Here is a 13,487-nt window from a genome sequence, read left to right on the forward strand (position 1 = left end):
TCACGAAATTTCGGTCGCGGGGAGGGTGATGGTGAAGGTCGAGCCCTTGCCGGGGCCCTCGCTCTCGGCGGTCACCTCGCCGCCGTGCATGTCGATAATACGCTTGACGATGGACAACCCAAGCCCGGTCGAGCTCTCGCCGGCGGTCGGTTTTGCCGACAGCCGCTGGAACCGGCCGAACAGGCGGCCGAGATCCTCCGGCGACAGGCCGGCGCCCTCGTCGCTGACGCGGACGATGGTGTCGCCGCCCTCATGGCTGACGACGACGCCGATCTTGCCGCCGATCGGTGAGTATTTGATGGCGTTGCTGATCAGATTGTCGATTGCCTCGCGAATGCGGTCGGTGTCGCACATGGTGACGACGTTGACGGGCGCGGTGACGCTGATCGCCTGCTGCTTGTTGACGGCGAGCGGCTGGTTGGCCTCGGCGACCTCCTTGACCAGGGCCGCGACGTCGACGGGCTCGCGGCGGATGGTGATGTCGAAGGCATCGGCCATCGCATCCGAGATCAGATGATCGACCATCGTGGTCAGGCGCTTGGTCGCATCGCGGATGTGATCGACCTGGGCCACGACGCCGCCTGACGACGCGCCGGTCGAGATCAACTCCTTCAGCATCTCGGTGCGGCCGAGGATGACGCCGAGCGGATTCTTCAGATCGTGGGCAACGGTACCGAGGATTTCGTTCTTGAAGCCGTTGGCGCGTTGCAGCCGCAGCCATTGCGCCGAGAGGCGGCGGTTGGCCTGCATCAGCGCGCGGGTGCGCTGGGCGACGCGGTCTTCCAGCTGGGTGTTGGCGGCCTGGAGCTGCTGGTAGAGGATGACGTTGTCGAAGGCGATCGAGAGCCGGCTGGAGAAGATCTCGACCAGCGAGCGGTCGGTCTCGGACAGCTCGCGCTCGGCCTGCAGCAGCACCACGACCTCGCGGCCGCTTCCGGTGCGCAAATAGATCACGCTGCGGTGGTCGGCGAATTCGTTCTTGCGGCCCTGGAACGCGGCTTCCACCATCGCGCGCAGATCGGGGTCGAGCGCCTTCGACGAGGTGGTGCCGATGAAGCGGCTGTAGCAGCCGCTGCCGGCGAGCACCGAGAGCTCGGGGTCGATGCCGCCATTGTCGCGCAAAACCAGGATACCGGCGCAATCGACGTTGAGCAGCGAGGCAAGCTGGGTCAGTACGCCCTCGGCGAGCCGCTGCATCGACTTGAAATCGTACAGCGTCGAAGCCGCGTCGATGATGATCTCGAGCCCGCGCCTTGTCTGCAGCATGCGCTCGAGCTGCTGGTAGGAGCGCAGCGCCGCGGTCAGCGAGGTGAACAGCTTGTCGGCGGTGAGCTCGGTCTTCGCTTTGTAGTCGTTGATGTCGTACTGCACGATCACGCGCCGTTCAGGCGCTTGACCGGGCTGTCCGGTGCGCAGGATGATGCGCACGGTCTCGTTCTTGAGCTCGTTGCGGATGTACTCGACCAGCTCGAGGCCGGCGACGTCCGTCTCCATGATGACGTCGAGCAGCACGGCGGCGATGTCGTTGTGCGCGGCCATCAGCTTGCGACCTTCGGCCGCGGAATGGGCGGAGAGGATCTCCAGGCCCTGGCCGTTGAGGGAATAGTCCGAGAGCGCAAAACGCGTACCGTCATGCACGGCCGGATCGTCGTCGATGACGGCGATCTTCCATTTCCGGGCGTCAACATCCTCCGATGCGGTACCGGTGTCGTCGATCAGGTGGAGGACATCGTCCTGTTCGGCCATTGAGAAGTCCCGTCAGTCTCTGTGCTTTGCCCGCCGCCCTTGGCGACCCGGGGCATGATAATGCGAAAAGTAGTGCCTTGTCCCAGCTTGGATTCCAGCATCATGCGACCGCCGAGCTGCTGGGTGACGAGGTTATAGACGATATGGAGGCCGAGTCCCGTGCCACCTTCATTGCGCCTGGTGGTAAAGAATGGGTCAAAGGCCTGGCGCTGCACGTCGGAGGTCATGCCGGCCCCGTCATCGGTGAAGATGATCTCGACGTCGTCGGCCCCGCGCGGCCGCGCCGAGATCGTGATCGTGCCGGCGCGGCCGTCGGCAAAGGCGTGGTTGGCGGCGTTGAGGAACAAATTGGTCAGGATCTGGCCGTAGGAGCCGGGATAGCCGTCGAGCAGCAGCCCCTCGGGCATGTCGACATGGAGCGTGATCGGCGACCGCTTCAACACCGGCCGCAGGCTCGCGATGATCTGCTCGGTGGCTTCGCTCAGTGAGAACTGTCGCCGCTCGGCATGGGAGCGGTCGACCGCGACCTGCTTGAACGACTGGATCAGCTCGCCGGCGCGCTGGAGATTGGCGACGAGCTGCTGCGAGGCGTCGCGCGAGGACTGCACGAATTCTTCCAGCTGCGAGCGGCGCAGGCCGCCGTCGCCCTTGAGCTGGGCCTCGAAGATTTCGGTGCGCCGGGCAAAGCTCGACGCAACGGTGAGGCTGATGCCGATCGGGTTGTTGACCTCGTGCGCGACGCCGGCGACGAGGCCGCCGAGGGCTGCGAGCCTCTCGGCATCGATCAGATTCTGCTGCGCGGCGTTGAGCTCGAGCAGCGCGCTTTCGGCCTTCTCCTTGGACGCGCGCAGCTCGTCCTCGGTCTGGCGCTTCGCGATGGCGTTCTCGCGGAACACTTCCACCGCGCGCGCCATGGCTCCGACCTCGTCGCGCGCGCGCGTGCCCTGCACCTCGCGGCCGAGGTCGCCGAGCGTGATCGCGCGCATCGCCGCCATGATCTGCTGCAGCGGCAGCCGGATCGACAGCGCGATCAGCACGCCGGCGGTGAGGATGATGCCGAGGAAGATCACGGCGATGGAGAGAACGCGACGGGAAATGTCCGCCAGCGTGCGGTCGAACGTCTCCTGCGCCTTTTGCTCGCGCTGGCGCATCTTGGTGGAGAGATCGTCGATGGCGCCGATCGCCTCGGCCTGGTTGGCGTCGATGGTGTTGCGCAGCAGCTCGGTACGGTTCGTGAGCTGCTCGGAGAGCTTTGCAAAACCCTCGCGCAGCGCGGCGGTCCGGGCGGCGAGTCGTCGCAGCGCCATGCGCTGGAGGTCGTTGTCGGCGAGATCGATCATCACGGGGATGGTCTTCTCGATGGTCTCGGTGTTGCGGCGGGCGTCGTCGGCCGCACCCGATGACAGCGACAGATAGTAGGAATTGGCCGCGACCAGCATCGCGGTGAAGGCCTCGCGCGACTTGCCCAGCGAAGGCCAGATCAGCGCGTCGCGATGGCCGGTGGCGCCTTCGATGATGGAGTAAAGGCCGGCCATGTCCCTGGCCGGTCCCTGCACCTGATCCTCGTAGGTCTTCGCGATGGTGGCCTGCACGCCGCGCAGCTCGCCGAAGCCGTTGAGGAAGCGGTCGGTGGTGCGCTCCAGCTCCTCGACCGAGCCCGACAGCATCGGGTCCTTGGCGGCGCGATTGGTCAGCGTCCCCAGCACCGCCTCGCGCAGCAGCAGGATCTCGGCGAACAGGTCGGGGCTCGGCTGGTTGATGTAGCGGTGGATCAGATTGTGCAGCCGCCCGGTCTCGCTTTCGAGCAGCGCCAGAATCCGGTCGGATTCGCGCACCTGGCGCACGTCGTCCCAGGCCGAGCCGAGCACCTGCGAGCCGTTCCAGATCAGCCCGACCAGCACGATGACCACGGCGGAGTTCAGCGCCGCGATCGACAGGATGCGCCAACGGATCGGCACCGCCCGGAGCACGCCGACCAGCCGCGCGCGCAGCCGCCCCATCGGGCCGGGCGACCTGTCTGCATGCTCGCTGTGTCCAAGCCCGGGCAAGAGGCCTCACTCCACCTTGCGAATGCGTTCGATCAGCGCGGCCGCGGCCGGATCCTGCCCGGCCTTGGCGTAGATCGCGACCATCGCGTCTTCGAACGGCTTGCGGTCGATATCCCTGACGATGGTGACGCCCGCTGCTTCCGCCTTGCGCTGCGACTGCTCCTCCAGGTCGCGCCATTTCTCGCGCATGAAGCGGCTGGAGCGCTGTGCGGCTTCCCTGAAGATGGTTTGCTCGTCGGCCGACAGGCTTTTCCAGGCCTTCAGCGAAATCACCAGCACTTCGGGGCTCATGGTGTGCTCGGTGAGGGCGAGATAGCCGGCATGTTTGTAATGGTCCGTCGTCACGTAGGATGGCCAGTTGTTCTCGGCGCCGTCGATCAGGTGGTTGGCAAGCCCGGCAAGCACCTGCCCATAGGGCATCTCGACCGGCTCCGCGCCGAGCGCGCGGATCATCTGGCTCATCAACTCCGACTGCTGCACCCGGATCCGCAATCCCTTGAGGTCCGCGACGTTTCTGACCGGGCGGGCGCCGTTGTAGATCGATCGCGCGCCGGAATCGTAGAAGGCGAGGCCAACGAAGCCGTAGGGCTCGAAGCTGCCGAGGATCTCGCTGCCGATCGGCCCGTCCAGCACCTTCTGCATGTGCTCGATGGACCGGAACAGGAACGGCATCGCCAGCACGTTCATCGCCGGAACGAAATTGCCGATCAGCGCCACATTGGTCCGGTTGAGATCGATCGCACCGACCCGGGTCTGCTCGATGGTCTCCTTCTCCTCGCCGAGTTGGCGGGAGTGGAAGACCTTGACCTCGTGCCGACCGCCGCTGCGCTCGGCGATCAGGGCGCCCATGTAGCGCAGCGCCTGCACGGTCGGATAATCCTCGGTCTGGGTGTCGGCGGCGCGGAACTCACGCGCAGCAGCTCCCGTCGCGCAGAGGGCGATCAAAAGCGCGACGAAAACCACCCCGGTCCGCGTGCGTTCGGCACGGTTCAACACTGGCACACTCAACCCCTCAGTGGTGGAGTCTATGGCGGGAGGAAAAGGTTCAATGCAATCTAGCAGATGGTCGTGGGAAGGCCATCCCGCCGGGCGCCTCGACGTGATTGTGCGGCGCGGCCGGGGCTCATTCCCGGTTGAAACCGCAAATGCCGCGCCTTAAGCAGGGGCAGCCGCTTTCGTCGGTGCGGCATGGAAAGAGCCATCGTGACTTCAGCATCGCGCCTTTTGCAGGTCGTCGCCGCCTTTGCGGCGCTCTCCTTGGCCGCGCCGGTGCGTGCCGCGACCGACATCGCGTGGTGGCACGCCATGTCCGGCGAACTCGGCCGGCAACTGGAAAAGCTCGCCTCCGACTTCAACGCCTCGCAGCCGGATTATCGCGTGGTGCCAACTTACAAGGGCAGTTACACCGAGACGGTGACGGCCGCGATCTTCGCCTTCCGCTCGCGCAGCCAGCCCGCGATCGTCCAGGTCAACGAGGTCGCCACCGCCACCATGACCGCGGCCAAGGGCGCGATCTATCCCGTGTTCAGCCTGATGCGGGACATGAAGGAGCCGTTCTCGCTCAATGACTACCTTCCCGCGGTCTCCGGCTACTACACCGATGCGGCCGGCAATCTCTTGTCCTTCCCTTTCAATTCGTCGACGCCGATTCTTTATTACAACAAGACCATGTTCCGCGACGCAGGGCTCGATCCGGAGGCGCCGCCGAAGACCTGGCCGGAGCTTGGCGCTGCTGCAAAACGCCTGCGCGATCGCGGCGCGGTGTGCGGCTTCACCACCTCCTGGCCGTCCTGGATCCATGTCGAGAATTTTTCAGCCTTCCACAATCTGCCGCTGGCAACGCGGGCGAACGGCTTTGCCGCGTTGGATGCCGAGCTGACCATCAACAATCCGTCTCTCGTGCGTCACGTCTCCGAGCTCAGCGAGTGGCAGAAAACGAAAGTGTTCGACTATAGCGGCCGCGGCCAGTCGGCCGAGCCGCGCTTCCAGAACGGCGAATGCGGCATCTTCATCGGCTCCTCGGCGACGCGCGCCGACATCAAGGCGAATTCGAAGTTCGAGATTGGCTACGGCATGATGCCGTATTGGCCCGACGTGAAGGGTGCGCCGCAGAATTCGATCATCGGTGGCGCCACGCTGTGGGTGCTGCGCGACCGTCCGCGCGAGGAATACAAAGGCGTGGCACGATTCTTCGCCTATCTGTCGCAGCCCGGCGTGCAGGCCGCCTGGCACCAGAACACCGGCTATCTGCCTGTCACCCGCGCCGCCTTCGAGCTGACGCGCGCGCAAGGTTTTTACGAGCGCAATCCGGGCTCGGCGATGTCGTTCGAAGAGATCACGCTGCATCCGCCGACGGAGAATTCAAAGGGCATCCGGCTCGGCTCCTTCGTGCTGATCCGCGGCGCGATCGAGGACGAGCTGGAGCAGGCCTTTGCCGGCCGCAAGAGCGCGCAAGCCGCGCTCGATGCTGCGGTCGAACGCGGCAACAAGATCCTGCGCCAGTTCGAGCGCGCCAGCCCGGATAGGTAGGGGGAGGGATGGTAGCTCGGCGTTAAGGCGCAAGGCCGTTCCACAGCGTCATGGCCGGGCTTGTCCCGGCCATCCACGCCTTGGCCGCAGCACGAAGAACGTGGATGCCCGGGACAAGCCCGGGCATGACGAGCTCAACAGCCGTTAGGTTACGATGTCGATGCCACTCCCCCACCTCGCCGACGCGGCAAGCTTTCGCGCCTTTCGCGCCGACCCTCCGCGATGGCTGCCGATCGCACTCGACATCGCCCGCAGCCACGATCTCGATGCCAGCGCGCCGCACGTGTTTGCCACCGGCACCAATCTCGTGGTCGGGCTCGGCGATCGCCTGATCCTGAAAATCTTCCCGCCGCTGCTCCGCGCGCAGTTCGTCTCCGAGCACGGCTCGCTGGCCCAGCTTGCCGGTCGCATTGACTTGCCAATTCCCGAGATCGTCGCGGAAGGCGAGCGCGACGGCTGGCCTTATCTGATCATCACGCGCCTTGCCGGCACGCTCGGCTCGGAGGTCTGGCCGTCGTTGCCGGAAGCGCAGAAGGAGCGCGTGCTGCGACAGATCGGCGAGACCATCGCCGCCGTGCAGCGCGCGCCGCTCGGCTCACTCGCGCAGATCCAGCCGCGCTGGGACGACTTCATGCGGGCCCAGATGCAGGGCTGCAAGGCGCGGCACACGCGTCTCGGCCTGGCGCCGAAATTCCTCGCCGGCCTCGACGATCTCCTGCGTGATGCGGCCGCGCTCATTCCGATGGATGCGTCGCCGGTGATCCTGATCGGCGAATACATTCCGGAGAACTTCCTGCTCGCCCGCCACGACGATCAATGGTCTCTCGCCGGCCTGTTCGACTTCGGCGACGTGCTGGCGGGATGGCGGGACTACGATCTGCTCGGCCCTAGCGCCTTCATGGCACCGGGCCGGCCGGGCAGGGTGCGCAACCTGCTCGAAGGCTTTGGCTATGCGAAGCTCGACTTCGCGCTCAAGCGACGGCTGATGGCCCTGATGCTGCTGCATCGCGCCAGCGACCTCAACAGCCACATCTGCATCGAGGGCTGGCAGGAGCAGGCGGATGATCTGGTCGAACTTCAGGAACTGATCTGGCCGGGGTGACGGGCCGCGATCGATAGCCGCGCCACCTAGGGGCGAGACGCGCTCACGCAATAGGCTGGTATTCTCGAAGCATATTTTTTAGGCAAATATACCTGTTTGTATGCAATGTCCGACGGCTTGGCTTCTGATCGACGGCCCGGATAGCAGCCTTTTCCTATAAACATTTCATAGGCTTAGCTGGTTTAATCCTTGCTTAAGCCTTGGCACGAACCTTGCGAATCCAGTTCCAACCAGAAAACTTTTGTGTTGGAGCCATTCCATGAAGCGCCGCGATTTCCTCAAGTCCGTTTCCGGATTGGCCGCAGGCGCGGCGCTTCCGGCCATGCCGTCCGTGATCTCGTCGGCCAAGGCCGATGCGCGCTCGGAGACGCTGCTGATCGTCTCGGAAGGCGGCCCCAACAATCTCGATATCCACGGCGTCGGCACCAACGTGCCCGGCTATGAGGTGTCCTGGAATTGCTACGACCGCCTGCTCAGCCACGAGATGAAGACCGGCCCCGGCGGCGTGCCCTATTACGACCGCGACAAGTTCAAGGGCGAACTCGCCGAGGACTTCAAGATCGACGACAGGTCGGTCACCTTCAAGCTGAAGAAGAACGCCAAATTCCACGACGGCGCGCCTGTGACCGCCAAGGACGTGAAGTGGTCGCTCGACCGAGCCGTCAGCGTCGGCGGATTCCCCACCTTCCAGATGAGCGCGGGCTCGCTCACGAAACCCGAGCAGTTCGTCGTGATCGACGACTACACGGTACGTGTCGACTTCCTGAAGAAGGACAAGCTAACGATCCCCGATCTCGCGGTGATCGTGCCCTGCATCATCAATTCCGAGCTGGTGAAGAAGAACGCCAGCGAGAAGGATCCCTGGGGACTCGAATTCACCAAGCAGCAGACCGCGGGCTCCGGCGCCTACAAGGTGACGAAGTGGACCGCCGGCACCGAAGTGGTGATGGAGCGCAACGACGATTGGGTCGGCGGCCCGCTGCCGAAGATCAAGCGCGTGATCTGGCGCATGGTGCCGCAGGCCGGCAATCGCCGCGCGCTGCTGGAGCGCGGCGACGCCGACATCTCCTATGAGCTGCCGTTCAAGGATTTCCAGGAGATGAAGGCGAGCGGCAAGCTCAACGTGGTGTCGCTGCCGTTCTCCAACGGCATCCAGTATATCGGCATGAACGTGACCAAGCCGCCGTTCGACAATCCCAAGGTACGTCAGGCGGTCGCCTGCGCGATTCCCTATCAGAAGATCATGGACGCGGTGATGTTCGGGCTGGCTAACCCGATGTTCGGCGCGCCCAAGGACAAGCCAACCGAAGTCGCCTGGCCGCAGCCGCACAAATACAACACCGACATGGACAAGGCGAAGGCGCTGCTGGCCGAGGCCGGCTACCCGAACGGCTTCGAGACCACGATCTCGTTCGACCTCAACTTCGCCGGCGTCAACGAGCCGCTCTGCGTGCTGGTGCAGGAGAGCCTGGCCCAGATCGGCATCAAGACCACCATCAACAAGGTGCCCGGCGCCAACTGGCGCACCGAATTGAACAAGAAGGAAATGCCGCTCTTCACCAACGTATTCTCGGGCTGGCTCGATTACCCCGAATACTTCTTCTACTGGTGCTATCACGGCAATAATTCCGTCTTCAACACCATGAGCTACAAGTCGGCGGAGATGGACAAGCTGATCGACGGCGCACGCGCGGCCGCCGCGACCGGCGACACCGCGACCTACGACACCGACGTGAAGGGCTTCGTCGACCTCGCCTACAGCGACATCCCGCGCATCCCGCTGTACCAGCCGTTCGTCAACGTCGCGATGCAGAAGAACATCAGCGGCTACCAATACTGGTTCCACCGGAGGCTGGATTATCGCGCGATGGCGAAGGGGTAAGGGGATGGCGGGCGCTGTCCTTCGCAGTGAGGTGAGCACGCTTTTCAGGCTCCCTCCCCCCTTGTGGGGGAGGGGTGGGGAGAGGGGTAGCCACAAACTCCGATCTCTCCCGGAGCCACCCCCCTCCCTAGCCCTCCCCCACAAGGGGGGAGGGAACGCAGCGGAGCGAGTGGCCGCGTGTCGGGTTCATTCAACGCGCAAGAGGAAGTCGCCATGCTGACCATGATCGGCAAGCGCCTGATGTTCGCGATTCCTTCGCTGATCGGGGTCGTCATCGTCACCTTCCTGCTGACCCGCGCATTGCCCGGTGATCCCGCGGCGTATTTCGCCGGCCCCGCCGCAACGAAAGAAGCCGTCGAGCAGATCCGGAAAAAACTCGGCCTCGACAAGCCGCTGATCGAGCAGTTCTTTCGCTACACCAACGATCTCGCCCATGGCGATTTCGGCAACTCGCTCACGACCGGCCAGCCGGTCGCAGCCGAGATCCGCAACCGCCTGCCGGCCTCCGCCGAGCTGACGCTGCTCGGCCTCATCGTCTCGGTCGTGATCGCGATTCCGCTCGGCGTGCTGGCGGCGACGCGGCCGGGCTCATGGGTCGACCATCTCTGCCGTGTGACGACGACGGCCGGCGTCTCGCTGCCGGTGTTCTTCACAGGTCTGGTGCTGGTCTATGTGTTCTATTTCCGGCTCGGCTGGTCGCCCGCGCCGCTCGGCCGGCTCGATGTGTTCTACAGCGCGCCGCCGACAGTGACCGGCTTCTATCTGATCGACACCCTGATCGCGCGCGACTTCGAGGCGTTCCGTTCGGCATGCAGCCAGCTCATCCTGCCGGCGACGACGCTTGCGATCTTCTCGCTGGCGCCGATCGCGCGCATGACGCGCGCCTCGATGCTGGCGGTGCTGTCCTCCGAATTCGTGCGCACCGCGCGTGCCAGCGGCCTGTCGCCGGCGACCGTCATCGTCACCTACGCCTTCCGCAACGCGATGCTCCCCGTCATCACCACGCTGAGCATGGTGTTCTCGTTCCTGCTCGGCGCCAACGTGCTGGTGGAGAAAGTGTTCGCCTGGCCAGGCATCGGCTCTTACGCCGTCGAAGCGCTGATCTCGTCGGACTTCGCGCCGGTGCAGGGGTTCGTGCTGACCATGGCGGTGATGTACGTGCTGCTCAATCTCGTGATCGACATTCTCTATGGCGTGATCGACCCGCGCGTGCGGTTGGAGGGCTAATCATGAGCACCGTTGCGCCTGCTGTTGAACCCGTCGGCCCCGCGCGCACGTCGGGTCTCGTCGCGCTCCTCGACCAGACCCGCTACGTGCTCGGCGAGAACAAGGTCACCGGCTTTGCATTCGCGCTGCTGATCGTGATCCTCCTTGCCGCGATCTTCGGCCCCTATGTGGTGCCGTATGACCCGCTGGCGTCCGACACCGTGGCGTCGCTGAAGCCACCGTCGGCCGCGCACTGGTTCGGCACCGATCAATTGGGCCGTGACATCTTCAGCCGGGTCGTGGTGGCGACGCGGCTCGATACGTTCATCGCGGTCGCCTCCGTCGCCCTGGTGTTCCTGATGGGCGGGCTCGCCGGCATCGCGGCCGGCTATTTCGGCGGCTGGACCGATCGCATCGTCGGCCGCGTCGCCGACACCATCATGGCGTTCCCGCTGTTCGTGCTGGCCATGGGCATCGTCGCCGCGCTGGGGAACACCGTGCAGAACATCATCCTGGCCACCGCCATCGTGAACTTCCCGCTCTACGCCCGCGTTGCGCGCGCCGAAGCCAATGTCCGCCGTAACGCCGGCTTCGTGCAGGCCGCGCGTCTGTCCGGTAACGGCGAATTCCGCATTCTGCTCGTGCATATCCTGCCGAACATCATGCCGATCATGATCGTGCAGATGTCGCTGACCATGGGCTACGCCATCCTCAATGCCGCCGGTCTCTCCTTCATCGGCCTCGGCGTCCGTCCGCCGACGGCCGAATGGGGCATCATGGTCGCCGAAGGCGCCGGCTTCATGGTGTCAGGCGAATGGTGGATCGCGCTATTCCCGGGCCTCGCTTTGATGATCGCCGTGTTCTGCTTCAACCTCCTCGGCGACGGCCTGCGCGACATCGTCGACCCCCAGCGGAGGACGTGATGGCTGGGTTAGGCGTACTTTTTCGCTCGAAATTCCCCAATGAAATCAACCTCATTCTACTGTGCATGGGGTTGTTTTCGCCATTTTTAGTTGGGAGGTGCCCATGACCGCCCCGCCGCTGCTCGACGTCCAGGACCTTACCGTCGAATTCACCACCCGCCGCGGCATCGTCAAGGCGGTGCAGCACGTCAACATTTCCGTCGCCAAGGGCGAGACGCTTGCGATCGTCGGCGAGTCCGGCTCCGGCAAATCGGTGACGTCGTATGCGGTGATGCGCATTCTCGACCGTGCGGGGCGGATCGCCGAAGGCTCGGTGATGTTCTCGGGCATCGACGTCAAGGCCGCGACCGAAGACCAGATGCGCGATCTGCGCGGTCGCGAAGTCTCGATGATCTTCCAGAATCCGCGCGCCGCGCTCAACCCGATCCGGAAGGTCGGCGACCAGATCGAGGACGTGCTGCGCACCCATGTCCAGCAGGCCATGGTTTCGGACCGCGGCGAGAAGGCGATCGAGGCGCTGGAGCAGGTCAAGATCGCCCGCCCGCGCGAGCGCTATCACGCCTATCCGTTCGAATTGTCAGGCGGCATGTGCCAGCGTGTCGTCATCGCGCTCGCGCTCGCCTGCAATCCGCAGCTACTGATCGCGGACGAGCCGACGACCGGATTGGACGTCACCACGCAGAAGGCGGTGATGGATCTGATCGTGGAATTGACCAAGCGCAAGGCAATGTCCACCATCCTGATCACGCACGATCTCGGCCTCGCCGCTGCTTATTGCGACCGCGTCGTCGTGATGGAAAAGGGCAGGGTGGTCGAGACCGCCAAGGCCGCCGACATCTTCGCCAACCCGCAGCACCCCTACACCAAGAAGCTGATGCGCGCGACGCCGCGGCTCGGCGTGAGCCTGCGGGATCTGTTGCCGGAGGAGGAAGGCTCAGCCGTCGTGGCCGGGCCTGACCGGGCCATCCATCAGGCTTCGCAGGACGAGGCCAGGAAGAGCGGGCAGCCCCTTCTCCTCATCGACAAGCTGGTCAAGGAATATCCCCGCCAGGGCGCCACCGCCACGCTCGGCAAATTGTTCGGCCGCAAGCCGCCGGTCGAGCCGGACGTGTTCCGCGCCGTCGACGGCATCAGCTTCTCGATCGGTCACGGCGAGAGCGTCGGCCTGGTCGGCGAGTCCGGCTGCGGCAAATCGACCACGTCGATGATGGTGATGCGGCTGCTGGATCAGACCTCGGGGCTGATCCAGTTCGACGGCGAGGACATCGGCGGCATCGCGCCCGCCGGCTTTGCCCGGCTGCCGCAGCGCAGCCGCATCCAGATGGTGTTCCAGGATCCGACCGACAGCCTCAACCCGCGCTTCACCGCCGTGCGTGCCATCGCCGACCCCATCATGCAGCTCGGCGACGTCAGGGGGCGCGACGCGCTCCGCGCCCGCTGCGAGGAGCTCGCCACCATGGTGGGCCTGCCGCACAATCTGCTGGATCGCTTCCCGCACCAATTGTCGGGCGGCCAGAAAGCCCGCGTCGGCATCGCCCGCGCCATCGCCCTGCACCCGAAACTCGTGATCCTGGACGAGCCGACCGCCGCGCTCGACGTTTCGGTCCAGGCCGTGGTCCTCAATCTGCTCCAGGACCTCAAGGCCCGACTAGGTATGAGTTATCTGTTCGTCTCGCATGATTTGAACGTAGTGCGCTTGTTGTGCGATCGTGTCATTGTCATGCGGTCGGGTCGAATCGTCGAGGAAGGATCTTCCGAGCGGGTCTTGAGCGATCCGCAGGACGACTACACCAAGGAGCTGCTGACGGCGATCCCGCATCCGCCGCTGCAGACAGAGCGCACACTGAGAGCTTGTTTGGGAGCGTGATGGCCGAACCGTTGGACGATTATATCGACGCTGTCACCAAAGCGTTGGCGTTGCCCGTCGAGGAAGCATGGAGGGCGTCCATCCGCGCCAATCTCGAGGTCTCGCTGCGGCTCGGCCGCCTCGTCGACGAATTCGCGCTGCCGGACGAGACCGAGCCGGCGCCCGTGTTCACGGTCTGACGCCG

Annotated in this window: 10 protein-coding genes; 7 read left to right on the forward strand and 3 right to left on the reverse strand. The window is 64.8% G+C overall.

Translation table 11 applies throughout. The annotated features are described in order from the left end of the window. Genes IVB50_RS12630 through IVB50_RS12640 form a run of 3 tightly spaced genes read right to left on the reverse strand, consistent with a single transcriptional unit; the run spans window position 1 to window position 4,796 of the window. On the reverse strand, window positions 1-1,746 hold the full coding sequence (locus IVB50_RS12630) for a DUF3369 domain-containing protein (protein WP_018456007.1): 1,746 nt from the start codon (window positions 1,744-1,746) through the stop codon (window positions 1-3). Continuing rightward, on the reverse strand, window positions 1,716-3,746 hold the full coding sequence (locus IVB50_RS12635; protein WP_018456008.1) for an ATP-binding protein: 2,031 nt from the start codon (window positions 3,744-3,746) through the stop codon (window positions 1,716-1,718). The genes IVB50_RS12630 and IVB50_RS12635 overlap by 31 nt, the downstream gene beginning before the upstream one ends. Before the next feature lie 54 nt (window positions 3,747-3,800). Further along, on the reverse strand, window positions 3,801-4,796 hold the full coding sequence (locus IVB50_RS12640; protein WP_026233068.1) for a TRAP transporter substrate-binding protein: 996 nt from the start codon (window positions 4,794-4,796) through the stop codon (window positions 3,801-3,803). Between the two features lie 186 nt (window positions 4,797-4,982). Between IVB50_RS12640 and ugpB the strand changes: the two genes are divergently transcribed. The 7 genes from ugpB to IVB50_RS12675 all read left to right on the forward strand — a co-directional run bounded on the left by ugpB (window position 4,983) and on the right by IVB50_RS12675 (window position 13,482). Then, window positions 4,983-6,323, forward strand: a complete 1,341-nt coding sequence (gene ugpB / locus IVB50_RS12645; RefSeq protein ID WP_026233069.1) for a sn-glycerol-3-phosphate ABC transporter substrate-binding protein UgpB — start codon at window positions 4,983-4,985, stop codon at window positions 6,321-6,323. 154 nt (window positions 6,324-6,477) lie between these two features. Then, window positions 6,478-7,425, forward strand: a complete 948-nt coding sequence (locus tag IVB50_RS12650; RefSeq protein ID WP_247295950.1) for an aminoglycoside 3'-phosphotransferase/choline kinase family protein — start codon at window positions 6,478-6,480, stop codon at window positions 7,423-7,425. Window positions 7,426-7,684: 259 nt separating this feature from the next. Then, a complete protein-coding gene (locus tag IVB50_RS12655) occupies window positions 7,685-9,307 on the forward strand; it encodes an ABC transporter substrate-binding protein (protein ID WP_018456012.1) in 1,623 nt (540 codons plus the stop codon). A 213-nt stretch (window positions 9,308-9,520) separates the two neighbouring features. Then, a complete protein-coding gene (locus tag IVB50_RS12660) occupies window positions 9,521-10,534 on the forward strand; it encodes an ABC transporter permease (protein ID WP_018456013.1) in 1,014 nt (337 codons plus the stop codon). A gap of 2 nt (window positions 10,535-10,536) precedes the next feature. Then, window positions 10,537-11,436, forward strand: a complete 900-nt coding sequence (locus IVB50_RS12665; protein WP_018456014.1) for an ABC transporter permease — start codon at window positions 10,537-10,539, stop codon at window positions 11,434-11,436. A 103-nt stretch (window positions 11,437-11,539) separates the two neighbouring features. Next, entirely contained in the window at window positions 11,540-13,303 is a 1,764-nt protein-coding gene (locus IVB50_RS12670; RefSeq protein ID WP_247295952.1) for an ABC transporter ATP-binding protein, read from the forward strand. Then, window positions 13,303-13,482 carry a DUF4089 domain-containing protein gene (locus tag IVB50_RS12675; protein WP_018456016.1) on the forward strand — a complete coding sequence of 60 codons (180 nt, stop codon included), beginning with the start codon at window positions 13,303-13,305 and terminating at the stop codon, window positions 13,480-13,482. The genes IVB50_RS12670 and IVB50_RS12675 overlap by 1 nt, the downstream gene beginning before the upstream one ends. The last annotated feature ends 5 nt before the right edge of the window (window positions 13,483-13,487 follow it).

The organism is Bradyrhizobium sp. 87 (assembly GCF_023073015.1).
In the GTDB taxonomy this organism is placed as follows: Bacteria; Pseudomonadota; Alphaproteobacteria; order Rhizobiales; family Xanthobacteraceae; genus Bradyrhizobium; species Bradyrhizobium canariense_D.